Source organism: Xenorhabdus beddingii (assembly GCF_002127545.1).
GTDB classification, from domain to species: Bacteria; Pseudomonadota; Gammaproteobacteria; order Enterobacterales; family Enterobacteriaceae; genus Xenorhabdus; species Xenorhabdus beddingii.
Genome location: NZ_MUBK01000002.1, coordinates 168,387 through 194,014, shown reverse-complemented (window position 1 = coordinate 194,014; position 25,628 = coordinate 168,387). Strand labels below are relative to the sequence as shown.

The window sequence follows — 25,628 nt, the reverse complement described above, 5'->3', positions numbered from 1 at the left end:
AAATAGCGGGTCATTCTACTCATGATCACCGCGAATACCAAACCACTGATGATACCACCGTGACACTATTTGTTGTCTATAACCTTCTAATTTAATGTGATCACGATAAAAATAACCCGTTATTTGACCGGAAACAGCCGTGCTATGCCACTCAACCCCAGTACTTTTATAACGTTGTTTCACTTTTGCGGAAGGCAATCTCCACGGGCTATAGCGTGCTACCGAAACCAAAGCATATTGAGGCATCACCTTACGTATAAACATCCCGCTAGAAGAGGTATTACTCCCATGATGGGGAACTTGCAGTATAGTGGCATTCAGATGCTTCTTCTCAAGCTCGGACAAACGATATTCCCCCTGCTTTTCTAAGTCTCCCGTTAATAATAGACTGTGACTGCCATCATCAATGCGGATCACACAAGATTGATTATTGCCAACAATCGCCGTTTTTTCCGGCGGCCAGAGAACGTTAAAAGTCAATCCCTGCCATGTCCATTGTTCACCACGGACACAAGGCAAGTGAGTACGACCCAACAAAGGGCTTCTCATTGGGACATCAGGATATTTTTCATTAAGATATTCTGCTCCTCCCATATGATCCAAATGGTCATGACTCAGGATGATTTGTTCTGGCGTTAATCGGTGCCAGCGCAAATAAGGCACAATCACCTTTTCTGCCATACTGCCCGTTTCCCAGCGATTACCGGTATCAAAGATGATCGCCTTTCCTCCCCTATCAATCACGACTGCCAGTCCATGACCGATATCCAGCATTGAAAAACGCCACTGATGCTCATCAGAACGTTTTGAATAACAAGCAATAATGCCAATAGAGACGCCCAACAGCCATTTATACGATTTCCACCACCCTAAACGCCAAATCACCACCAAAAACCAGCCCGCAAGTGTCATAACGACAGGATAATGCCCTGTTTCAATCCATGAATGCGTTAAAGCAGGTAGAGGCATTAAAGCAAGTGAAATACTGTAATCAACCAGTTGCCATAAAAACGGTTGGATAACCGGGAGAAAGAGACAAACGATCCCCAACATCACCAATGGCACAGATAAAAAAGAGACTATCGGAACAGCCCATAAATTAGCCGCCAATGATGCAATATTAACGCCCTGAAATAACAAAAGCTGCAACGGCAACAACATTAACATCATTCCCAACTGCATATGTAATCCACGCAGCCAGACCCATTTCCAGCCATGGCGCATTTTTTCTGGCAAAGGAATCCAGTGATACCAAAATAACAGCGCCATTACCGCAGTGAATGAAAGCCAGAAGCTGTCAGAGAGTATCGCCAAGGGATCAAAAAATAAGATCAGTGCCGCACTCCACAAAGCCCATTGCCATGAAAAACAAAACCGGCTTTTACAGCGTAAATAAACCCACAGGGTTAGCCCCAATATGGCGCGAATAGCAGGAATTCCCCAACCTGACAACCACCCGTAAAACATTGCCATTAACCAGCCCATCATTAATGGGAAACGAAATCCAATCCATTTTGCCGGAAAAAAGCATTGTGCCATCCTTGCAAAACTCCAGCCAAATAAACTGGCCATGGCAATATGTAACCCTGAAATTGCCATCAGATGTGCAATACCTGTTTGCTGTAATAGCTCTCGGGTCGATTTATCCAACCACGTTCGTTCACCAAACGAAAGCGCTAACGCGATACCAGCTTGTTTTAGCGGCTGAATTTCTGGTAACAATTTATTAATCACGTTTTGTCGCAGGCTACAGTTCTTATTAAGTGGTTTTGCCGCAATAATTTGACCATTCAACGGCTGACGGATAGACAGTGAATATCGTTGGTTATCATAACTACCCTGATTTAATTGGGCATGAACAGGCCGAAGTTTCATCGTCACCTGCCATTTCTGACCCGCACACAGCAATACCTGAGAGTTCCATGATACTGATGCGTATAGAGCTGGAAATATATATTTCCCATTACTTTCAATCAGTCTAATACGATAACGAACCTGTTTATTTTTATCCTGTTTAGCGGTTTCCCCGGTTTGACTTTCCAACGATACGCTATCAATAATAACTATTGCGCTGCGGGAAGTTTCGCTGAAATAAGTTATTTGCGTCAATATGTTATGAGCGTGCCAACATCCGAATATAAACACCCATAATCCTAATGCTATTAGTCGTATTGTTTTATAAGGAAGAAACCATAGGAAAAATGCCAGAAAAATCAGGTAGTGGATAATTTTTTGTTGCGGAAGTTCGGCAAGGAATAATAAGGGAAAAATTCCCAATACGATGGCTAATGCCGCCAAATTCAGACTGATAATCGGCGTCGGTTTTCGCCAAATAGCGAATAAATAAGTAAAGATAAATGAAATAGCCCTCTGCATCCTTTTATGCTCCTGCATCAAAACTCCATTCACACAGAGAAAACTATTTGATTTTCTATCCTGTTACCAGCCAGATGATGTTTATTTGGGAAAGGTTTCGCAAATTTATTTCAGAACAATAAACAGTTACACAGAAATGTGAAGGTTATCGCAAGTGGAAGAATAAATGTAATCAACCGAACTATCCGTGCTATTTTCAGCATAGTTTGAATAATGAATGGCTTACTACTCATAGATTGTGGATTTAAAAAACGCAAGCATAATATAAAATCGATAACACGTTGTTATAACTAAATTAAAAACATATTAAAAAAACACCAAAAATCACTTGAAAGTTAATGACTATTTGGATACATTTTGTTGTGGTTATTTTAACCAAAAGTCTTTAAATTACATTTCTACTATATATGAACCAATCTAGGAAATTAGACTATGAAAAATACAATTAAAGTTGTCGTTAAAGTTAAAGATAAAGAGAGCACTTGTGCTAGTTATAATAAATAGAATATAGGTACTAAATCCTCCCTAGATTAACTACGGGGAGGATTTATAAAGGAGATAAGAAATGATGAAGTTAGCATGCAGTTTTAATCCTGCATTTGAAAATAACGCATTGAAAATTCACAAAAATGTTAACCTCATGGAACTAGGTTTTTTGGCCTACAAAAAAATTTTTAAAGAAAAATCCAATTCTGTGCATTTCAATGATAATCTATCACTTTCTCTGCATGTTTCGAGATCACCTATTACCGAATGTATTTCACATCAAGATGCATTTATTCAAGAGAAATTAGTTCCTATAAAAGAAGATGTAAGGATCAAAAGCATAGGCTTTCATCTCTGTGGGGATCGATGTGAAAATATAGGTAAACTTGGGTTTTCATCACATTATAAAATGTCAAAAGAAAAAGAAAAAAATGCGATTAGATTCATAAAAAAAGCACAGGAGAATACAGGAAAAGAGATATGGATAGAAAACGCAAATTTCTATTCATCCTCACCGAAAGAAATTTACACTAATTGGAAAAGCTTCAACCGGATATTAGCTTTATCCGAAGCAAAAGCTATCATTGATTTATCCCACTTAATTATTGACTGCAAAAATAATGAAATATCTCCTGAATTATTAATAGGTTTCATTACTTGGGAAAAAGTGATTGAACTTCACCTCTCTGGGATTCATATTGGAAACGATGGAACATTACATGATGGCCATGGTAGTGCAGTACCTACAATGGTATGGGACATATTAAAACAAATTCTCGATTTAAATTTACTCAATAAGGATATTTATATTAACATTGAGCATAGTAATACAGAATGGAAACACAAACAATATATCTATGATAGAGATTTTTTGCTCTTAGAAGAAATAATTCATAACCTTAAAACAAATGAGACTAAAAATCTTAGTCCATTAAAGTATGCCAAAAATTACCTAAAAAAAATCATTAAAAGTGATATTGAAAATTTTTATGAAATTGTAGATCAACTTCACTTCAATGAATCTGAATTATTCAATGCTTGGTTCCATCATATTGAAAAAAAAGGATATCGCATTTCACTTTCTGAAGATGAAATGGATACGATCATTGCCAGTAAATCACAATATTTTATTCACTCATTTTCTGCATTCATTGAGGAGATACAATATGAAAATAGGAGTTAATTGGTCTGGTCAACGAGAATTACCTGTTTTGATAGAAATTTTAGAAAAAAATCACGTCGATTTCATTGAAATAATGATTGACAATTTTCTTAATACAAATCCGGATTCAATATTGAAAATTTTGAACGGAAGACGCTGTGCATTTCACATCATGAATTCACAATTTTTACATCGTTCTGAAATACATCTGTATGAAATAGCAAAATTAGTAAGAAAATTAGCAAAGGTTCTGAATCCTATTTATGTTTCTGATCATATTGGTCTATTCTTTATAGAAAATCAAGCAACATCACAAATGCTAGAAGTAAACTATGAGCGACATTTTAACTGGGTGAGTAATAAAATAACCTTGTGGCAATCAATGTTAGATACTTCATTATTTTTAGAAAATTACCCATCTGTGATCCTCCAAGAAAATTATCAATCATCATTCTATCATCGTTTAATAAATGAAACTAACTGCCAATTGCTCTTTGACATTTCAAACGCTGTAGTTGCTGAAAAAAATGGAAATGAATTAAAAGAAAACTGGTTTCCTCTATTATCTAATACACGGCACTATCACATTGCAGGTTTCGAGCCTTGCACCATAGGAAACTTTTTCAGAGACACACACAACACCTGTATTGATTTAGAATCTGAAAAATTTCTTGAACAAATTATACAATCTAATAATATTGAAACAATTTCTGTAGAGCGTGATGACAATTTCAATATATCAGATTGGTCTCAGGACATAAAATCAGTCAGTAGGTATTTTCATGCGTGAGATATTTTATAAATCTGTTATTCATCCTGCTAACAGTCATTCCATGAGTTCATTGGAAATACAATTCCGAGATTTAATCATTGATGCCTCTAGGTATCTGATAAAAAGCGTGTCTCCAGATATTATCCATCACTTTAACATTGATGATAATAATACTTATTATAAATTTGTTTCGTGGTGTTATAAACACCATGAACATACAGATTGGCGTATAGGTTTATCCCTGATTAAATATTTTAATAAAACTAATGTACCTGTAGGAATAAAAATAAAAGAAGAGTTATTATTTCTTTCTTGCTCACAATGGACATACATGAATAAATCAAAAAAAATAACGATCTTAATTTTATATGGCGAAATAAATAATAAATTATTCGGTGCAAAAAAATCAACGCAAGCAGACCAATTCCGTGAAGTCTTTTATATAGAAATAGATAAAAATAATTATCCTATTGGCAATCATGACTTCCTTTTATGGGAGCTTCAAGAAGATGATGACATTCCTAAATGTCCGGAGAATAAAAATGAACGGTGACTTTATTCCAAGAGCACTTATCATCTCATCAACCCGCTTTATTGCATTATCATTACCTCTCTGCGATATGATTATGTTGGGACATCAAGGAAATGAATACGTAAAAAATTTTTCTGTTGCAGCACAATTGAATCAGGTCTTTGTTATTTTATCAATTATGCTCAGTATTGGAATTAATATCGTGATGGGTAAATCTAAATATCAAGAACGAGAAAAATATATTCAGGGAATTTTAAGATATTCAATCTATCTTGCTATCTGTCTTTTCATTATCAGCCTAATCACCGCGCCCATTGTTCATCATAATATCGAGATCCTTAAAACATATCTTATTCTAAGCATTAGCATTTTTCCACTCTGTATTTCAATCTGTTTTTCTAATATATTAGAAACCATTAAATTAGAAAAAAAAGTACTCCTAATTACTCTATATAGTGCGGTCGCGAATCTTCTCTTGAATTATATTTTTATTAAATTAATTAATGATAGCACAATAGCCGTTGCAACATCAACTTGTCTTATCAGGTTATTCATACTACTACCTATGATCCATTTATTTTTAAAACAAAAGATAAAATTATCACCTAAAAAAGTAGAGGGGTTAAATCAGGAAATTTTAATATTAGGAAGAAGTAGTGCTGTGACCAGTCTCTGTTTCACTGGAGGTTTATCTCTTCTGGTTATCTATATTTCAAACAATATGAAAACAGAATATTCGTCATTTTTCGGTTTAACTCTCAATTTCATGAATACAATCTCTGTCATTTTTGTTGGAATGGCAATATCGTTGACCATCTCATTGACAAAAAATCATCATAACGTTAAAGCTGTTACCATTAGCTATCTTAAACAAGCTATGCTATATATTTTGACCTTCTCATTTTTATTTTATTTTATCTCCCCACTACTGCCTTACCTTTATTTGGGTCATGCAGATCAATTATTGACTCAGTATTTTATTTTATCGATGGGTGTCATTGCATTTGATGGAATAGCCCAAGCCTTTATTTCGACTCTGCGGGTATATGGTATGTCACAGATCCCACCATTATTCAGATTGTCATTAATATTTATTGGCATTCCATTGTCATTTATTTTCTCCATTGATGAAAACCCAATTGCCAATATTATTAAATTTATGATGTTAGGTAATCTACTGGCAAGTTTATTTTGTGTCCTTTATTTTGTTAAAAATTTCCCCCATATGAAAAAAGAAACCACGATTGAACAATAGTTGAATACCATTAGCCGAAATTAATTCAATATCACAAAGTCAGTTCAATCGCTAATTAGGAAAGAAAAAACGGCACCCTGAGGTGCCGTTAGTTTAATTAAGTAATAACTGATATCTGCTAGCTCTCGCCATAGATATTCACGCGGTCACGTAACTCTTTACCGGGTTTGAAGTGAGGAACGTATTTACCGTCCAACTCCACTTTGTCACCCGTTTTAGGGTTACGACCCACACGCGGAGCCCGGTAGTGAAGAGAAAAGCTGCCGAATCCGCGAACTTCAATACGTTCACCTGCGGCTAATGTTTCTGCCATATGATCAAGCATTTCTTTCACTGCATCTTCAACGGCCTTAGCCGGCATGTGAGATTGTTGCTCTGCAAGTCTTTCAATTAATTCAGACTTGGTCATAGTACCTCCCTAAACTACCGTATTCGGGTAATATTATCGTTTCCGAAATATTACCCGCCGTTATTGACTTAGATTATTCGCCTTTAGCTGCTTTGAAAGCTTCAGCCATTGCGTTGTTAGCGAAGTTAGTATCTTCTTGCTTGTTCACAGAAGCGATAGCATCTTTTTCATCAGCTTCGTCTTTTGCACGAACAGACAGGTTGATTACGCGGTTTTTGCGATCAACGCCAACATATTTAGCTTCAACTTCATCGCCAACGTTCAGAACTTGAGTTGCATCTTCAACGCGATCACGAGTGGCTTCTGATGCACGCAGGTAACCTTCAACGCCGTCAGCTAATTCAACTGTAGCACCTTTTGCATCAACAGCAGTGACTTTACCAGTAACAATTACACCTTTCTTGTTTACAGACAGGTAATTGTTGAATGGATCTTCTGCCAATTGTTTGATGCCCAGGGAGATGCGCTCACGCTCTGCATCAACTTGCAGAACTACAGCAGCAATTTCGTCGCCTTTTTTGTATTCACGAACTGCTTCTTCACCTGCAACGTTCCAGGAGATGTCAGACAGGTGAACCAGACCGTCGATGCCGCCGTCCAGACCGATGAAGATACCGAAGTCAGTGATAGACTTGATTTTGCCTTCAACACGGTCGTTTTTGTTGTGAGTCTCAGCAAATTGCTGCCAAGGGTTAGATTTACACTGTTTCAGACCCAGGGAGATACGACGACGTTCTTCATCGATATCCAGAACCATAACTTCCACAACATCACCCACGTTAACAACTTTGGATGGGTGGATGTTTTTGTTGGTCCAATCCATTTCTGAAACGTGTACCAGACCTTCAACGCCTTCTTCGATTTCAACGAAGCAGCCGTAGTCAGTCAGGTTAGTTACGCGACCAGTCAGTTTAGTACTTTCTGGATAACGTTTAGCAATTGCTACCCATGGATCTTCACCCAATTGTTTCAGACCCAGAGATACGCGAGTACGCTCACGGTCGAATTTCAGTACTTTAACTGTAATTTCATCGCCCACATTGACGATTTCGCTTGGGTGTTTAACACGTTTCCAAGCCATATCAGTAATGTGCAGCAGGCCATCAACGCCGCCCAGATCAACGAATGCACCGTAGTCAGTCAGGTTCTTAACGATACCTTTAACTTCCATGCCTTCTTGCAGGTTTTCCAGCAACTGATCACGTTCAGCACTGTTTTCTGATTCGATAACAGCACGACGGGAAACAACTACGTTGTTGCGTTTCTGATCCAGCTTGATGACTTTGAACTCAAGCTCTTTGCCTTCAAGGTGAGCAGTGTCACGAACTGGGCGAACGTCAACCAGTGAACCTGGCAGGAACGCACGGATACCGTTCAGTTCTACAGTGAATCCGCCTTTTACTTTGCCATTGATAACACCAGTGACAGTTTCAGCTTCTTCGTATGCTTTTTCCAGCATCAGCCATGCTTCGTGACGTTTTGCTTTTTCACGGGACAGGATAGTTTCACCGAAACCATCTTCTACCGCATCCAGAGCTACGTCGATTTCATCGCCAACTTGGATTTCCAGCTCGCCTTGAGCATTTTTGAATTGTTCTACAGGAATTGCAGATTCAGATTTCAGACCTGCATCAACCAATACAACGTCTTTATCGATAGCAACGACAACACCACGTACGATTGCACCTGGACGAGTTTCGATAGACTGTAGGGATTCTTCAAAGAGTTGAGCAAAAGATTCTGTCATGTTAATGATCTTCAAGGTTTTTAATTAACGTCCATTTAGCATCCGGCCGAATGGGGTTGTTTTACATACCTCGCAACTTTATCCCTGTTACAAGGTGTTTTGGTGTGCCAGCATATTTCACTACCCACACACCAGAATTCTATATACATCTTCTTGATACGCGACTGCAATAGCCTATTTGCGAAAATTAATACTTATGCTGGTATTTCCAGCATATTCTTCGCATAAGTCAGTGCCTTATTAATCACTTCTTCGATAGACATGCTGGTCGAATCTAAGATCAATGCATCTTGTGCAGGCACTAATGGCGCAGCCGCCCGATTGCGGTCACGGAAATCCCGTTCCTGTATTTCGGACAAAAGACGTTCAAACTTAACACTAAAACCTTTCTCCTGCAACTGTAACATGCGTCTACGGGCACGTTCTTCCGCGCTGGCATCGAGAAATATTTTCACTGGCGCATCAGGAAACACAACGGTTCCCATGTCACGGCCATCTGCAATCAGCCCAGGAGAGAGGCGGAAAGCCCGCTGACGGCGCAGGAGTGCTTCACGGACACGCGGGAATGTCGCTGCCTGTGAAGCGGTATTCCCGACAGTTTCGGTACGAATTTCATTGCTGACATCTTCACCTTCCAGAATGACCCGAAGTTTGCCATTTGCAGGCACAAAACGAACATCCAGATTTGCTGCCAGAGGAACCAGGGCGTCTTCCGACTGGATATCCACTTGATGGTGGATGGCAGCCAGTGCCAGCACACGATAAATGGCACCTGAATCAAGCAATTGCCAATTTAACGCTTCAGCCAATGCCTGGCAGAGCGTTCCCTTGCCAGCACCACTTGGCCCATCAACGGTTATTACAGGGGCTATCGCCGCCATCATCTTCCTCCTTTTCGCATAACATTCGCACAACAGACAGTTCATCTACCGAATGTGGTAATTGCTCAATTAACAAGCAATAAAAGTCTGTCTTATTATACGCACTCAGCCGATGAGCGAAACAGTATTCCTATCTATATTCCATCTATTTTGCCGATTGACTGAGCTTTCCAAGCTGATTGAAGTAATCGGGGAATGTTTTTGCCGTACAGCCCGGGTCAAGAATAGTGATCGGGGTATCCGAGAGTGCCACCAGCGAGAAACACATGGCAATCCGATGATCATTATAGGTTTCAATTTCAGCATGATTAAGTTTTTCTGGCGGTATAACCCGGATATAATCATGCCCTTCTTCGACTTCTGCCCCTATTTTGCGTAATTCCGTCGCCATTGCATTGAGCCGGTCGGTTTCCTTTACCCGCCAGTTATAGATATTGCGGATAACCGTTTCCCCCTGTGCAAACAGGGCCGTTGTTGCAATGGTCATGGCAGCGTCAGGGATCGCATTCATGTCCATATCAATGCCAGTCAAAGTACCGCGTTCACACTCAACAAAATCGTCACCCCAGCGAATCATTGCGCCCATCTTCGCCAATACATTGGCAAATTGGGTATCCCCTTGCAGACTATTTCTGCCAATGCCCGTGACACGAACTGTACCGCCTTTAATCGCGGCCGCCGCCAGAAAATAAGACGCCGATGAAGCATCGCCTTCGACTAAATACTGTCCCGGCGACAAATATTGCTGCTGGCCTTGAATGTAAAAAGTCTGATATTGGTGGTTGTTTACTGTCACACCGAAACTTTTCATCAGTGCCAGCGTGATATCAATATAGGGCTTAGAAACCAAATCCCCCTGGATATGGATTTCGGTATCGTTGTCTGCCAACGGTGCAGACATCAGCAAGGCGGTCAGAAATTGACTCGAAACACTGCCGTCTACGGTAATTTTCCCGCCGGAGAATCCGCCCTTGATAAGCAATGGCGGATAATTTTCCTGTTCAAGATAGACAATTTCCGCCCCACCTTGACGCAGTGCATCCACCAGATGACCAATTGGGCGCTCTTTCATTCGCGGCTCCCCGGTCAATACGATACTGTTATTTTCGCTGTTATCTTCCAAGCCATTATGACCGCCCAAACAAAGTGCCGCGGCCAATGGCCGCATTGCTGTACCTGCATTGCCTAAAAACAGTTCAAGCCCACTTTTGCCAGTAATGCGTCCTCCAATGCCATCGACTTCACAAATGGTGCGATCGGCGGACAGGCGATAGGAAATATCTAACGCAGTCAGAGCATTAAGCATGTGACGAATATCGTCACTATCCAATAAATTAGTGAGCCGGGTCGTTCCCTTGGCAAAGGCAGCGAGCAACAAAGCACGATTGGAAACACTCTTTGAGCCGGGTAGGTTAATTGTTCCATTGATACGGGAAATAGGTTGTAACGTCAGGGATTGCATAAAGAGAGGTGTCTCCGATCTTAACACGCTAATTTTTAATTTGGTTCGTAGGATAAATTGGGAATATGGGTATCGGGAGGGTTGATTCTCCCGATAACAAGAAACATTACGCGTTATGACCTTCAAAATCGGCCATAAACTCAACCAATGCGTTGACACCTTCATAAGTCATCGCATTATAAATGGAAGCACGGGCACCACCTGCCACTTTGTGTCCTTTCAACGCATGCAGCCCGTGGGCATAGGCTTCTTCCAAAAACTTACCATCCAGTGCCGGATTCGCTAACTGGAATGGGACGTTCATGATAGAGCGGTTTTGAGGCGCGACGCGGTTGATATACAAGTTGCTATTATCAATGGCATGATAGAGATGTTCTGCCTTGGCATGATTTCGTTTTCTGATTTCTTGTAATCCACCCTGCTCTTTCAACCACTTGAATACCATGCCAGACAGATACCATGCAAATGTGGGTGGTGTGTTGTACATAGAGTCGTATTGAACTTGTACGGTATAATCCAGAATGGATGGGGTATGTTTATGCGCTTTACCCAATAGGTCTTCGCGAATGATGACCACGGTGATCCCCGCCGGCCCGATATTTTTTTGCGCGCCGGCATAAATGACGCCATAACGGCTGACATCAATCGGCGCAGAAAGAATGGTCGAAGAGTAATCGGCAATCACAATTTTATCATCACCAAAATCAGGCTCTTCAAAAATGGCAACGCCCTCAATGGTTTCATTGGGGCAATAATGGATATAGGCGGCATCACTGCTCAAAGCCCATTCACTCATCGGCTTCACACGGGTTATACCGTCGGTTTCCAGCCTGATATCAATGACGTTTGGTGTGCAATATTTTTCTGCTTCTTTCGCTGCACATTCAGACCAATAGCCACTAACAATATAATCTGCGGTTGTTTTGTCACCCAGTAAATTCAGTGGCAGTGCTGAGAATTGTGCACGCGCCCCACCATGGCAAAAAAGCACTTTGTAATTCTCAGGTATCGCCAATAAATCCCGAAGATCTTTTTCTGCTTCAACGGTAACCGCGATGAATTCTTTGCTGCGGTGGCTGATTTCCATCACTGATGTTCCCAAACCACGCCAACTACAAAGTTCTTGTTCTGCACGGCGTAATACTTCCGCTGGTAACATGGCCGGACCCGCGCTGAAATTATATACCTGACTCATTAACCTCAACCTCACCCTATCAATGGATACAATAAAATCGGAAGTATTGGTTTTATCACTCCAGCCTTGTCGCTGCAATGGTTATCAGAAGATTATTGCGAACTATTCTGACGATGATTTTGTATCACTGACTGTTCAGCTATAATTTATCTCGCCAACTTTACTGGCAAACATAATTATCCTATTTAAAATTCATTCAAGAAAATATGAATATCACCCGAACTCATTTAATGTTCAATCACACCAATAAAACCACATAAATAAACTTCGATAGAATAATATCAAGATGTAAAAATAAATGTCCTATCTGGATAACAGAATATAAAAAGGCGCATTCAATGCGCCTTTTTATCATTGTTTATCAGGAATTAATACTTACTGTACATTTCCTGAATTTTTTCGATATCGGTGGTCTGAGTCAGAGCCAATTGCAGAAGCACACGCGCTTTCTGTGGGTTCAAACGCTCTGATGCCACAAATCCATATTTGCTGTCATTCACTTCAGCATTCTGGGTCGTGTAACCGAAAGGAATGCGGCTGGAGCGAACAACAACAACGCCATCTTTCGCCGCTTGGGTCAGCGTGTCCAAAATAGACTTATAGATGTTACCGTTACCTACACCTGCGCTGATAATGCCCTGATAGCCGTTTTCAACAAACGCTTTGGTTGGCAGATCAGAGGCATTGGAGTAGTTATAAACGATGCCGACTTTTGGCAGTTTATCCAGGTTACTCACATCAAAAGCCGCTTTGTTCGGTTTTACTGATGCGGCAGAATAGTAATTCACTTTGCCGTTATGAACAAAACCCTGAGCACCGGCATTGACCGCCTGAAACGCCTGAACTTCTGTTGTGCTCAATTTACCGATATCACGGCCATGGATCACAGAATCATTCATTGCCAGCAGCACGCCACGGTTTGCCGAATTTTTATCCGCAGCAACCACCACCGCGTTGTACAGGTTCAATGGGCCATCAGCACCCAGAGCCGTAGATGGACGCATCGCGCCAACCATCACGATAGGTTTTTGGCATTGCGTCGTCAAATCGAGGAAATAAGCCGTTTCTTCCATAGTATCAGTACCATGGGTGATAACGAAACCATCGGTTTTATCACAATCTGCATTAATTTTTTTCGCCAGAGTCAACCAAACCTGATCGTTCATATCCTGCGAACCAATACTGACAACTTGCTCGCCTTTCAGGTCAGCAATGTTTTTGATTGCCGGAACAGCATTCAGTAATGAGTCAATGCCTACTTTACCCGCAGTATAACTAGATTGGGTTGCAGATTCCCCACCCCCTGCAATTGTGCCACCGGTTGCCAACACAGTAATATTGGGTAAAGCAAAAGCAGAGCCACTGATGACAGCCAAAAAACTGGCTATTGCTGTTATTTTAGTCTTTTTCATTATTCAATCTCTTGTAAAAAAAGCTATTTTATTATGTAAACCAAGAATAAAAAACTCTAATTAACAATAATTTTTGGGAATTGATAGAGCGGATAAAAAAAACACCGTATGATATGTGGCTTTGAACATAAGATTGAAGTGAATCACGATGACGCAAACCTATATCCCAGGCAAAGATGCCGCGTTGGAAGACTCTATTAATCGTTTCCAGCATAAGCTGGAATCCCTCGGTTTTAATATTGAAGAAGCCTCATGGCTGAATCCTGTCCCAAATGTCTGGTCTGTGCATATCCGTGATCGTGACTGCCCTCTGTGTTTTACCAATGGTAAGGGCGCCAGCAAAAAAGCGGCATTGGCTTCTGCATTGGGCGAATATTTCGAGCGTCTATCGACAAACTATTTCTTTGCGGATTTTTACCTCGGCGAGGCTATTGCCAAAGGCGAGTTTGTCCATTACCCAAATGAAAAATGGTTCCCGGTACCGGAAGATGATTCTTTGCCAGCAGGTATTTTAGATGAGCGCCTGCATCGTTTTTATAATCCAGATAATGCGCTCTGTGCCAGCCAATTAATTGATTTGCAATCGGGTAATGAGGAGCGTGGGATCTGCGCCCTGCCGTTCACTCGTCAGTCAGATAACCAAGCTATTTATATCCCGATGAATATTATCGGGAATTTGTACGTTTCAAACGGCATGTCCGCCGGCAATACCATGAATGAAGCCCGTGTTCAGGGGCTGTCTGAAGTGTTCGAGCGTTATGTAAAAAACCGTATTATCGCAGAATGCATCAGCTTGCCTGAAATTCCGCAAAATGTCATGAACCGCTATCCCGGCGTGGTTGAAGCGGTCAGCAAGCTGCAGGAAGAAGGCTTCCCGCTCTATTGTTACGATGCCTCACTGGGCGGCCAATTCCCTGTCATTTGCGTCGTCCTGTTCAATCCGAATAATGGGACTTGTTTCGCATCCTTTGGTGCCCATCCTGATTTTGGCGTTGCACTGGAGCGTACCGTTACAGAACTGCTGCAAGGGCGCAGCCTGAAAGATCTGGATGTCTTTACTCCCCCCAGTTTCGATGATGAAGAAGTTTCTGAACATACTAATCTGGAAACGCATTTTATTGATTCAAGCGGTGCAATCAGTTGGGATCTTTTCAAACAGGATGCCGATTATGAATTTGCTGACTGGAGTTTCAGTGGCACGACAGAGGAAGAGTTCGCTACCCTGATGGGGATCTTCAATACCCTGGATGCTGATGTCTACATTGCTGATTATGAGCACCTTGGCGTTTATGCCTGCCGTATTCTGGTTCCCGGCATGTCTGATATCTATCCGGTTGAAGATTTACACATTGCCAATAATACAATGGGAACCCATCTGCGGGATGCGATTCTGGCGTTACCGAAAAGTCAATGGCAACCCGAAGAGTATCTGGCTTTCCTCGAACAATTAGATGATGAAGGGCTGGATGATTTCACCCGCGTTCGTGAGTTATTGGGGATTGCGGCAGGTAAAGATAACGGTTGGAGCAACCTGCGTATCGGTGAATTGAAATCTATGCTGGCACTGGCTGGTAACGATCTGGAACAAGCACTGATTTGGGTTGAATGGACACAAGATTTCAATGCCTCTGTCTTTACCGCTGAGAGAGCCAATTACTATCGTTGCCTGCAAACACTGCTGCTATTGACCCAAGAAGACGATCGCGAGCCAGAACAGTATTATCAGGCATTCGTTAAAATGTATGGTCAAGAGACTGTCGATGCCGCTTCTGCTGCCATTGCCGGAGAAAACGGTTTCTACGGTTTATGGCCTGTTGATGCAGAATTAAAAGCCTTCCCCGCACATCAAGCATTGTTGAATGCTTATGAAAAACTGCAAAAAGCTAAACGCGAGTTTTGGGCAAAATAAATAGACTGTTACATTAAAGTTTATTGATTATAAAAAGTAAAATACAGGTTAAATATAATTTATTTTGAAACAACAAATAAATGACAATTTAACCTGTTATTTTACTTTCATGCCTGAAACCGCCATAACCTTCCATATAAAATATTTTTATAAATTTTAAAAAATATTTTCCATTTATAAATCATTGTCTTAAATTAAATTAATCACATTTGGACGGCCATATTTGACCAAACTGTCGGGCTAACATGATCTATATCAAATTCTGGTCAATGCCCATTTGTTACTATCGAGGCGTGCTATAATTAACTAAGGATAAAGAGAGTGTTAGGATGAACACTGACAACCCTTTTAATTTATTTCCACCTGCTGTAATGGCACAAATCGCGGATGATAGTGGTGTATATAAAGTCAATAAACATCCCGCAGTGACTTATTTATCGGCAATCATGGCAGGTATGTTTATCTCCATTGCTTTTGTTTTTTATATTACGGCAACAACGGGAACCTCTTCCATTCCTTATGGATTGGCAAAATTAACCGGCGGGATCTGCTTTTCCCTTGGATTGATGCTGGTGGTTATCTGTGGTGTTGACCTCTTCACCTCCACGGTGTTAACGATCGTTTCAAAAGCAACCGGGCGCATTACTTGGTCGCAGATGTTTAAAAACTGGATTCATGTTTATATCGGTAACCTGATTGGCGCGTTATTTTTTGTCACCTTAATTTGGTTCTCAGGTCAATATACCGTTGCCAATGGTGCCTGGGGGCTGAATGTATTACAGACCGCAGATCATAAAATGCACCATACTTTTATTGAAGCCGTATGTTTGGGTATCTTAGCCAATTTGATGGTATGCCTTGCGGTTTGGATGAGTTATGCCGGGCGCAGCTTGATCGATAAATTATTCGCGTTGATCTTCCCAATTGGCATGTTTGTCGCCAGTAGCTTTGAGCACAGCATCGCCAACATGTTTCTAATTCCATTCGGGATCATCATCAAAAACTTTGCACCGAATGAATTCTGGGTAAAAGCGGGAGCCAGCCCCGAACAGTTTCCTCAGCTCACCATTGCAAACTTTATTACCGATAATCTGATCCCTGTCACGATAGGTAACATTATCGGTGGTGCGATATTAGTGGGGTTGGCTTATTGGTTTCTTTATTTACGTGGCAGCCAAAAGTATTAACTGTGCTTCCACGCCAGATTTATTAAAAGTTCCACTACTAGAAGGTAGAAGTATCATGTCCGAGTTAAATGAAAAATTTTCTGTAGCATGGCAAGGCTTTAACGAGGGTAGCTGGCAAAATGAAGTCAATGTTCGTGACTTCATCCAGAAAAACTATACTCCGTATGAAGGTGATGAAGCATTCCTTGCGGGCGCCACAAAAGCGACAGATATTTTGTGGGAAAAAGTCATGGAAGGGATCAAAATCGAAAACCGGACTCATGCACCGGTAGATTTTGATACTGATGTTGCGTCTACCATTACCTCTCATGATGCTGGTTATATTGAAAAAAATCTGGAACAAATCGTTGGTCTGCAAACTGAAGCCCCGCTGAAACGTGCCATTATCCCATTTGGTGGCATTAAAATGGTTGAAGGTTCTTGCAAAGCCTACAACCGCGATCTGGACCCAAAACTGAAACAGATTTTCACTGAATATCGCAAAACCCATAATCAGGGAGTATTCGATGTTTATACTCCGGATATCCTGAAATGCCGTAAATCTGGCGTGTTAACGGGTCTGCCAGATGCCTACGGCCGTGGACGCATCATCGGTGATTACCGTCGCGTTGCGCTGTACGGTATTGACTTCCTGCGTGATGACAAATATGCCCAATTCACTTCCCTGCAGGAAAAATTGGAAAACGGCGAAGATTTGGAACCCACTATCCGTCTGCGCGAGGAAATCGCTGAACAGCACCGCGCCTTGGGTCAAATCAAAGAGATGGCCGCTAAATATGGCTATGATATTTCCAAACCGGCCAGCAATGCCAAGGAAGCGGTACAATGGACTTACTTCGCTTATCTGGCCGCCGTTAAATCTCAAAACGGGGCTGCAATGTCTTTCGGCCGGGTTTCCAGTTTCCTGGATATCTACATCGAACGCGATATTCAGGCAGGCCAACTGACCGAACAACAAGCCCAAGAATTGATCGATCATCTGGTCATGAAACTGCGCATGGTGCGTTTCCTGCGTACCCCGGAATATGATGAACTGTTCTCTGGTGACCCAATCTGGGCAACCGAATCACTGGCAGGCATGGGTTTAGACGGTCGTACTCTGGTGACCAAAAACAGTTTCCGTTTCCTGAATACGCTGTACACCATGGGACCATCCCCAGAACCTAACATGACCATTCTGTGGTCTGAAAAGCTGCCAATCAGCTTCAAAAAATTCGCCGCAAAAGTGTCTATTGATACGTCATCCCTGCAATATGAAAATGATGATTTAATGCGCCCTGACTTCAACAGCGATGATTATGCTATCGCCTGCTGCGTCAGCCCAATGATCGTCGGTAAACAAATGCAGTTCTTCGGTGCCCGTGCCAACCTCGCAAAAACCATGTTGTATGCCATTAATGGCGGCGTGGATGAAAAAATGAAAATGCAGGTTGGCCCGAAAGAAGAGCCAATGAGAGATGCCGTGCTCGATTATGACAAGGTCATGGATCGTATGGATCACTTCATGGATTGGCTGGCAAAACAGTATGTCACTGCCCTGAACATCATCCACTATATGCATGACCGATACAGCTATGAAGCCGCATTAATGGCACTGCATGATCGTGATGTGCTCCGTACCATGGCATGTGGTATAGCGGGTCTGTCGGTGGCGGCTGATTCACTGTCTGCGATTAAATATGCGAAAGTTTCTCCCATCCGTGATGAAGAGGGTTTGGCGGTTGATTTCAACATTGAAGGTGAATACCCACAGTTCGGTAACAACGATCCCCGTGTTGATGATATCGCTTGTGATCTGGTTGAACGCTTCATGAAGAAAATCCAGAAACTGCAAACTTATCGCAATGCCGTTCCTACACAGTCTGTACTGACCATTACCTCAAACGTGGTTTATGGTAAAAAAACCGGTAATACGCCTGATGGGCGTCGCGCGGGGGCACCATTCGGGCCTGGCGCTAACCCAATGCACGGACGCGACCAAAAAGGCGCGGTGGCTTCACTGACTTCGGTGGCTAAACTGCCATTTGCCTATGCCAAAGATGGTATTTCATATACCTTCTCGATCGTGCCTAACGCACTGGGTAAAGATGACGCAGTCCGCAGGGCAAATCTGGCGGGCTTAATGGATGGTTATTTCCATCACGAAGCGGATATCGAAGGTGGTCAACATCTGAATGTCAACGTCATGAATCGTGAAATGCTGTTGGATGCAATGGAAAACCCTGAGAAATACCCTCAGCTAACCATTCGCGTATCCGGTTATGCTGTGCGTTTCAACTCGCTGACTAAAGAACAGCAGCGGGATGTTATCACCCGTACATTTACTCAAACAATGTAAAAATTCAGAATCTCGTTACCGCAACATGTCATTATTTCTTGATGAAATAAAATGACATACACTAAAGGCCCCACTATATTTGGGGCCTTTATTCGCTTGTCTGTTTTGGAGAAATCCTTTCATGTCCGTACTTGGCCATATCCACTCTTTTGAATCTTGCGGCACCGTTGATGGCCCGGGTATCCGTTTTATCGTGTTTTTCCAAGGTTGCCTGATGCGTTGCCTCTATTGCCATAACCGCGATACCTGGGATACTCATGGCGGAAAAACCGTGACGGTTGAAGAATTAATCAAGGAAGCAACAACCTATCGTCATTTTATGAATGCTTCTGGTGGTGGCGTCACCGCTTCTGGTGGTGAAGCGATCCTTCAGGCTGAATTTGTCCGCGACTGGTTCAGGGCTTGCCATGCAGAAGGCATTCACACCTGCTTAGATACCAATGGTTTTGTTCGTCGCTATGATCCGGTGATTGACGAGCTTCTGGATGCGACTGACCTGGTTATGCTGGATTTAAAACAGCTTGATGATAGCATTCACCAAAAATTGGTCGGCGTATCCAATCATCGGACTCTCGAATTTGCCCATTATCTGGCAAAACGCAATCAAAAAACCTGGCTCCGTTATGTTGTCGTTCCCGGTTGGTCGGATGACGATCAATCCGTTCATTTACTGGGTGAATTTACCAAGGATATGAAAAATATTGAGAAAATTGAATTATTACCTTATCACGAACTGGGTAAACATAAATGGATTGCCATGGGAGAAGAATATAAACTAGAAAGCGTCAAACCCCCATCAACAGAAACCATGGATAGGGTAAAAAACATTTTAAGCCGCTATGGGCATCATGTGATCTATTAGCTTCATTCTCTTCTTTTTTCTCTAACGGCTTCATTCATCAAGCCGTTTATCATTTTTGATAGAAACTGGCTTTTGATCACTTCGAGTCAGTTTCCTTCCATAAATATTTGGCAAGAAGGAAATGAAGTTAAAGGCGGTTATAAAGGTACCGTTAATGCCATTATTTTTACTCATCCTGACCTTATCGCATTGAGTGAAGTGCGTAACTATAATAATGTTGGTTTTACTAAAAGATTGGTCAAAGATCTTCATAAAAAAGGCTTGATCTATGATTCTTATCAATCAAAAAACGATGTCGGTATCCTTTCGCGTTACCCTATAATCAAACATGGTGATTTTGACCGACTTACTAAAGCATTAATTAAAATTAACTAAAATAAATGGCACTTATATCGCTTTTTATTCCTGCCATTTAGATTATAAACATGCGGCTAATTATGGCCGGAGATTTTAATGAACCATCTTTTATGGATTGGACAGAGAAAACCAAAGATCTTTTCGACCATAATGGTGCCGTAGTTTTCTGGACGAGTAGTAAGCTATTGGCTAGTGCCGATTACTTTGATACCTATCGAGTAAAGTATCCCGATCCGGTGGCTTATCCGGGCTTTACCTGGCCGGCAAATAACTTGAACGCCGATATCAACAAACTCGCAGGATAAATTTAAACAACCACAGGGAGTGTGGCCGACTGACCACAAAGGCATATTGACCACTTTTTATTTAACCCATGAATAACTGAATCCTTACTCCTTGCGGCGCAGGAGTAAGGGATTTTCAGGCGTTTCAGTACTCACTATTATAAAAAGACATTTAATTATAATTAATCGAGATTTATAGAAAAAATTCAAGCGAAAATGAAAACCCTACCATTGGATATGAGAAACGTAGCCATAACCCTAAACAGATACCTTATTTTAGGTATAAAATTTTAATCTGATAAATTCAAATTTTAATATCAAAAACAAAATCATTTACTTTATATCAAGATAAGTTGGTTGGTTTAACCAAAATGGGATCATCATAAGTAACAACAATATTCTTCAAGATACGCCGTAATACCAACAAAAACCCCATTAATCCATTGATAAGAATTACAATTAATACTTGTTGATTAATAATTTTTATATGATAATTCTGCCGTTTTCTCTAACAACTTTCTCTAACAATTAGTACCAACGGGATGAAAATAGAGAAAAATCAATTCAGAAATTACCACTCAATAAGATAAATCGGAAAAACATGGATATTCAAGATACTAATCTCGATTCAGGAGAAAAAAACGTTTCTCTGGCGAAAGAAAAAAGCACATTCATTCCTGGTGGGCGTTCAGTTGGAGCCGGAGCAGCAACCGAATGGATCGGCAGCGCATGGGGAATGTTTAAAGCCAATCCAATGAGATGGATACTGATCACGTTAATTTACATCGCTATTATAGCGATAACGGTGTTCATTCCTTTTCTCGGGATCTTTAGCATGTTATTTGGTCCAGTATTCGTTGCTGGCTTTATCGCTGCGGGTGAGAAACAAAGGACAACCGGTAATTTTGACATCGAGTTAATCTTTTACGGATTTAAAAATAAGCTCGGTTCACTCGTTGCGGTTGGAGCACTTTTCTTTGGTATATATCTGCTTGGCGTGATTGCGGCTATGATTGTTGGCGGTGCAGGTTTGTTCCAATTGATTTTATCAGGCCAAAGCTCAGACCCAGCACTATTGTTAGGGAGCCTGTCCACTTTATTCTTGTCCATCCTTATCCTATATTTTTTCATGACAGTTGGCCTGGCATTTAGCTGGTTTGCTCCGGCTCTGATTATCATCAATGATCTAAAATTTGGTGAAGCCGTATCAATGAGTTTGAGTGCTGTCAAGAAAAACCTCTTCGGTGGTTTTCTCTTCTTCTTATTAATGGGCATTATGATGTCTATTTCTGCAATTCCATTGGGCTTAGGTCTGTTTGTGATGATCCCTCTGTATATGGCAACCTATTATACGACTTATCGTAGCATTTTTTATACAACTGAATCCCAAGAGAGCAAATCTGACTTAATCAGTTAAGTATTCTCCAATCGATATTGATGCAAAAAACGCTTTGAACGTATTTATTCATAAAAAAAACGCCAAATAATGGCGTTTTTTTATTAAGAACAGAGGATATTAACCGATGTATTCCAACCCATTCATATAAGGGCGCAATACTGCCGGAATTTCAATGCGGCCATCGGCTTGCTGATAGTTTTCCATCACCGCCACCAGAGTACGACCTACCGCAAGACCAGAACCATTCAGTGTATGCACCAATTGGGTTTTCTTGTCATCTTTACTGCGGAAGCGGGCTTGCATACGGCGAGCCTGAAAATCCCATGTATTAGAGCAAGATGAGATTTCACGGTATGTATTCTGCGCCGGCAGCCAAACTTCCAGATCGTAAGTTTTCCTTGCGCCCGCACCCATGTCACCGGTACACAGCAACATCTTGCGATAAGGCAGGTTCAGTAACTGCAATACTTTTTCGGCATGTCCGGTCAATTCTTCCAGGGCATCCATGGATTTTTCAGGATGAACAATCTGCACCAGCTCAACTTTGTCAAATTGGTGCATACGAATTAAACCACGAGTATCACGACCATAAGAGCCTGCTTCAGAACGGAAGCAAGGGGTATGTGCCGTCATTTTCAGTGGTAACTCGCTTTCATCCAGAATTTCACCACGAACCAAGTTCGTAACAGGGACTTCCGCTGTTGGGATCAAGGCATAGTGGCTGCCAGATTCTTCTTCCAGCGGTCTGGTGTGAAACAGATCTTCACCAAACTTTGGCAATTGACCCGTACCGTACAGCGAATCATGGTTAACCAAGTAAGGAACATAAGTTTCCAGATAACCATGTTGTTCAGTATGCAGATCCAGCATGAACTGTGCGATAGCGCGATGCAGACGGGCGAGCTGACCTTTCATGACGACGAAGCGTGAACCCGTCAATTTTACCGCAGCGGCAAAATCAAGACCGCCAGTCAGTTCACCCAGTGAGACATGATCTTTGACCTCAAAATCATACTGGCGTGGTTCACCCCAACGGCTAATTTCCAGATTATCACTGTCATCTTTTCCATCAGGAGAAGCATCATCAGGGATATTCGGCATGCTTAATGCAAGAGTGCGGATTTCAGCCTGCAACGCTTCCAGTTCAGCTTTTGCTGAATCCAACTTTTCTCCCAACTGATTCACTTCCTGGCGCAGCGGTTCAATATCTTCACCACGGGCTTTCGCTGCACCAATAGATTTCGATCGGGAATTACGTTCTGCCTGCAGGGTTTCAGTTTCAACTTGTAAAACTTTGCGGCGCTCTTCTAATTTGCGCAGCATCTCCACATCAAGGGTATAACCCCTGCGAGCCAGTTTTTCGGCGACTGCGTCTAGCTCATTACGCAGTATATTTGGATCGAGCATGCTAGTCCTGTGCTTGTTGTTATTAATAAGTGTTTATTAATAAGAAGTTATTAATAAAAGTGGCGAAATCTATTGGATATAAACCTTACCGTATCAAAGAGATTAACGATAGCGTTTTATCAGGCTATTTTTATCCTGTTCTATTAACCAGTTTAATTTCTCTCCAATCTTACCTTCCAGCCCTCTGGTCGTCGGGTAATAATAACGTGTTTGTTGCATTTCCGACGGGAAATAGACCTCACCGGCAGCATAAGCATTCGCTTCATCATGGGCATAGCGGTAGGTTTCACCCAATCCCATCTCTTTCATCAGCTTAGTCGGCGCATTACGTAAATGAGCCGGTACATCATAATCAGGCTTGTCCTGCGCATCCGCCAGCGCTGCCTTGAATGCGGTATAAACCGCATTGCTTTTCGGTGCGCACGCGAGATAAACAATCGCCTGTGCAATCGCCCGTTCCCCTTCTGCCGCGCCCACTCGCGTAAAACAATCCCATGCAGCAATAGCGACCTGCATTCCGCGTGGATCAGCATTCCCCACATCTTCAGACGCAATGGCCAGTAACCGGCGGGCAACATAAAGCGGATCACCCCCTGCGGTAATAATCCGGGCGTACCAATAAAGCGCTGCATCCGGTGCTGAACCACGAACGGATTTATGCAAGGCGGAAATGAGATCGTAATAGCGATCACCTTGATTATCAAACCGTGCACTTCGCTCTCCGCTCACCTCTTTCAGCAATTCCGGTGTCAGAATTTTCTGCCCCTGCGCATTGGCTTCGGCCATGTCGGACATCATTTCCAGCAAGTTCAGTGAACGGCGGGCATCTCCTGCAACCAGCTCCGCTATCATCTGACGGGTATTGTCCTGTAGCAGAATATTTTGCCCACCCATGCCACGATCTTTGTCGTTCATGGCCTGTATAAGTACTTGCTCAATTTCTGCTGTCGAGAGTGACTTCAATAAGTAGACACGCGCCCGTGACAATAAAGAGGAGTTTAATTCGAAGGAAGGATTTTCAGTCGTCGCACCAATAAAGGTAATCGTCCCGTCTTCAATATGCGGTAAAAACGCATCCTGCTGGCTTTTGTTAAATCGATGGACTTCATCCACAAATAAGATAGTTCTGCGCCCGGCATGACGATTTTGACGTGCTTTTTCGATGGATTCACGAATTTCTTTAATGCCGGAGGTCACTGCCGAGATGCGTTCAATATCCGCTTGGGCATAATAACCAATAATTTCAGCCAGCGTTGTTTTTCCCGTTCCCGGCGGCCCCCATAAAATCATAGAATGGAGATGACCCGCCCGGATCGCCCTTGGCAACGGTTTTCCCTCGGCCAATAAATGTTGCTGACCAATATAATGATCTAATGTGACTGGCCGCATTCTTGCGGCCAGTGGCTGAAATTCATTCTGTGAAAAATCGAGTGAAAGGTTGTTCACTTAAACCTCACTGGCGTTGATCATCCAGCGTGACACCCTCTGGTACGGTAAATTTGAATTTTGCCGCATCCACATTCGTGTTTTGCTGCTCTTTCAATTGATAAGCACTTTTTTGCCCATCCTGTTCAACCGCTGTAAATTTCTGGATCGTTCCTTCTGGCGTCACGCTAATGGAAAAATGTTTTAAGTTGCCATTGGCATGGGTTGGAGTCAGCTCAAAATGATTACCGCTTTGCACAACGTTGTACTGTTTCCAATCCGCAGGGTCATTACGCGCAATTAACATGAATGGCGTATTTCCCGTTGCATCTTTTAACCAGTTTGCCGTCACCTGCTCAACAAAGGGATTATAGAACCACAAGGTATTACCATCAGAAACCAGAACACTCTCATCAGGTGACGTCATATGCCAGTTAAATAAATTAGGCCGTTTAATCCAAAGTTCGCCCTCTCCTTTTTGGATCGTTGAACCATCATTACTCGTGACGGTTTGGGTAAAGCTGGCATGAAAACTATTGACCTTTCCCAAACGCCCTTGCAGATCCTGAGTGGCATCAGCCCATGCAGAACCTACGCTCACACCCACCATCAGACAACCAATTAATATCAGTTTTTTCATGTGCGAGATACCTTCAATTTGTATTATTATCAGCTTCGATGGCCGATACCGCATTGTATTTTATACCCGTCTTTTTTCAAGTTGCCGCGTTGGTGGCGACAACTTGAAATCCATTGGGCATATCATTGTGA

The 25,628-nt window shown here is 42.0% G+C and carries 22 protein-coding genes; 12 read left to right on the top strand and 10 right to left on the bottom strand.

Going from position 1 to position 25,628, the window contains the following annotated elements; translation table 11 throughout:
- Positions 1-15: 15 nt before the first annotated feature.
- Entirely contained in the window at positions 16-2,376 is a 2,361-nt protein-coding gene (locus Xbed_RS02035; RefSeq protein ID WP_086111278.1) for a ComEC family protein, read from the bottom strand.
- Positions 2,377-2,808: 432 nt separating this feature from the next.
- Here Xbed_RS02035 and movA point away from each other — a divergent pair, with 432 nt between their 5' ends.
- The 5 genes from movA to Xbed_RS02015 all read left to right on the top strand — a co-directional run bounded on the left by movA (position 2,809) and on the right by Xbed_RS02015 (position 6,583).
- Positions 2,809-2,880 (top strand): methanobactin-like peptide MovA, encoded by a 72-nt coding sequence (gene movA / locus Xbed_RS20805; protein ID WP_479688287.1) that lies wholly within the window; start codon positions 2,809-2,811, stop codon positions 2,878-2,880.
- A gap of 61 nt (positions 2,881-2,941) precedes the next feature.
- Complete coding sequence (locus Xbed_RS02030; RefSeq protein WP_086111277.1) at positions 2,942-4,045, top strand: multinuclear nonheme iron-dependent oxidase; 1,104 nt, start codon at positions 2,942-2,944, stop codon at positions 4,043-4,045.
- Positions 4,029-4,814: a multinuclear nonheme iron-dependent oxidase gene (locus Xbed_RS02025; RefSeq protein ID WP_167371856.1), complete on the top strand. Its 786-nt coding sequence runs from the start codon at positions 4,029-4,031 to the stop codon at positions 4,812-4,814. The genes Xbed_RS02030 and Xbed_RS02025 overlap by 17 nt, the downstream gene beginning before the upstream one ends.
- Complete coding sequence (locus Xbed_RS02020) at positions 4,807-5,349, top strand: hypothetical protein (protein ID WP_086111275.1); 543 nt, start codon at positions 4,807-4,809, stop codon at positions 5,347-5,349. The genes Xbed_RS02025 and Xbed_RS02020 overlap by 8 nt, the downstream gene beginning before the upstream one ends.
- Positions 5,339-6,583 (top strand): MATE family efflux transporter, encoded by a 1,245-nt coding sequence (locus Xbed_RS02015; protein WP_167371855.1) that lies wholly within the window; start codon positions 5,339-5,341, stop codon positions 6,581-6,583. Before Xbed_RS02020 ends, Xbed_RS02015 begins: the two co-directional genes overlap by 11 nt.
- A gap of 118 nt (positions 6,584-6,701) precedes the next feature.
- Here Xbed_RS02015 and ihfB read toward each other — a convergent pair whose 3' ends face one another.
- The 6 genes from ihfB to ansB form a co-directional block, all read right to left on the bottom strand.
- On the bottom strand, positions 6,702-6,992 hold the full coding sequence (gene ihfB, locus Xbed_RS02010; RefSeq protein ID WP_038237207.1) for an integration host factor subunit beta: 291 nt from the start codon (positions 6,990-6,992) through the stop codon (positions 6,702-6,704).
- Positions 6,993-7,065: 73 nt separating this feature from the next.
- Entirely contained in the window at positions 7,066-8,739 is a 1,674-nt protein-coding gene (rpsA, locus tag Xbed_RS02005) for a 30S ribosomal protein S1 (RefSeq protein WP_086111273.1), read from the bottom strand.
- A 194-nt stretch (positions 8,740-8,933) separates the two neighbouring features.
- The gene (gene cmk / locus Xbed_RS02000) at positions 8,934-9,620 is read right to left on the bottom strand and encodes a (d)CMP kinase (protein ID WP_086111272.1); all 687 of its coding nucleotides are present in this window, start codon (positions 9,618-9,620) and stop codon (positions 8,934-8,936) included.
- A 145-nt stretch (positions 9,621-9,765) separates the two neighbouring features.
- On the bottom strand, positions 9,766-11,082 hold the full coding sequence (gene aroA / locus Xbed_RS01995; protein WP_086111271.1) for a 3-phosphoshikimate 1-carboxyvinyltransferase: 1,317 nt from the start codon (positions 11,080-11,082) through the stop codon (positions 9,766-9,768).
- A gap of 106 nt (positions 11,083-11,188) precedes the next feature.
- The gene (serC, locus tag Xbed_RS01990) at positions 11,189-12,277 is read right to left on the bottom strand and encodes a 3-phosphoserine/phosphohydroxythreonine transaminase (RefSeq protein WP_086111270.1); all 1,089 of its coding nucleotides are present in this window, start codon (positions 12,275-12,277) and stop codon (positions 11,189-11,191) included.
- A 368-nt stretch (positions 12,278-12,645) separates the two neighbouring features.
- The gene (ansB, locus tag Xbed_RS01985) at positions 12,646-13,689 is read right to left on the bottom strand and encodes an L-asparaginase 2 (protein ID WP_086111269.1); all 1,044 of its coding nucleotides are present in this window, start codon (positions 13,687-13,689) and stop codon (positions 12,646-12,648) included.
- Between the two features lie 148 nt (positions 13,690-13,837).
- On the opposite strand from ansB, the gene ycaO reads away from it, so the two are divergent.
- The 7 genes from ycaO to Xbed_RS01955 all read left to right on the top strand — a co-directional run bounded on the left by ycaO (position 13,838) and on the right by Xbed_RS01955 (position 22,043).
- A complete protein-coding gene (ycaO, locus tag Xbed_RS01980; protein ID WP_086111268.1) occupies positions 13,838-15,598 on the top strand; it encodes a 30S ribosomal protein S12 methylthiotransferase accessory factor YcaO in 1,761 nt (586 codons plus the stop codon).
- Between the two features lie 329 nt (positions 15,599-15,927).
- Positions 15,928-16,785 carry a formate transporter FocA gene (gene focA / locus Xbed_RS01975; RefSeq protein ID WP_086111267.1) on the top strand — a complete coding sequence of 286 codons (858 nt, stop codon included), beginning with the start codon at positions 15,928-15,930 and terminating at the stop codon, positions 16,783-16,785.
- 55 nt (positions 16,786-16,840) lie between these two features.
- Positions 16,841-19,123: a formate C-acetyltransferase gene (pflB, locus tag Xbed_RS01970; RefSeq protein WP_086111266.1), complete on the top strand. Its 2,283-nt coding sequence runs from the start codon at positions 16,841-16,843 to the stop codon at positions 19,121-19,123.
- A gap of 121 nt (positions 19,124-19,244) precedes the next feature.
- Positions 19,245-19,985, top strand: coding sequence for a pyruvate formate lyase 1-activating protein (gene pflA / locus Xbed_RS01965; protein WP_086111265.1), 741 nt, complete (start codon positions 19,245-19,247; stop codon positions 19,983-19,985).
- A gap of 72 nt (positions 19,986-20,057) precedes the next feature.
- The gene (locus Xbed_RS19940; protein ID WP_208612172.1) at positions 20,058-20,360 is read left to right on the top strand and encodes an endonuclease/exonuclease/phosphatase family protein; all 303 of its coding nucleotides are present in this window, start codon (positions 20,058-20,060) and stop codon (positions 20,358-20,360) included.
- A 50-nt stretch (positions 20,361-20,410) separates the two neighbouring features.
- Positions 20,411-20,647, top strand: coding sequence for a hypothetical protein (locus Xbed_RS19935; protein WP_208612171.1), 237 nt, complete (start codon positions 20,411-20,413; stop codon positions 20,645-20,647).
- Between the two features lie 580 nt (positions 20,648-21,227).
- Entirely contained in the window at positions 21,228-22,043 is an 816-nt protein-coding gene (locus Xbed_RS01955) for a BPSS1780 family membrane protein (RefSeq protein ID WP_086111264.1), read from the top strand.
- A gap of 99 nt (positions 22,044-22,142) precedes the next feature.
- On the opposite strand, the gene serS is transcribed toward Xbed_RS01955, so the two are convergent.
- The 3 genes from serS to lolA all read right to left on the bottom strand — a co-directional run bounded on the left by serS (position 22,143) and on the right by lolA (position 25,497).
- Entirely contained in the window at positions 22,143-23,432 is a 1,290-nt protein-coding gene (gene serS / locus Xbed_RS01950; protein WP_086111263.1) for a serine--tRNA ligase, read from the bottom strand.
- Between the two features lie 102 nt (positions 23,433-23,534).
- Positions 23,535-24,878 (bottom strand): replication-associated recombination protein A, encoded by a 1,344-nt coding sequence (locus Xbed_RS01945; protein ID WP_086111262.1) that lies wholly within the window; start codon positions 24,876-24,878, stop codon positions 23,535-23,537.
- Positions 24,879-24,885: 7 nt separating this feature from the next.
- Positions 24,886-25,497, bottom strand: coding sequence for an outer membrane lipoprotein periplasmic chaperone LolA (lolA, locus tag Xbed_RS01940; protein WP_086111261.1), 612 nt, complete (start codon positions 25,495-25,497; stop codon positions 24,886-24,888).
- Positions 25,498-25,628: the final 131 nt, after the last annotated feature.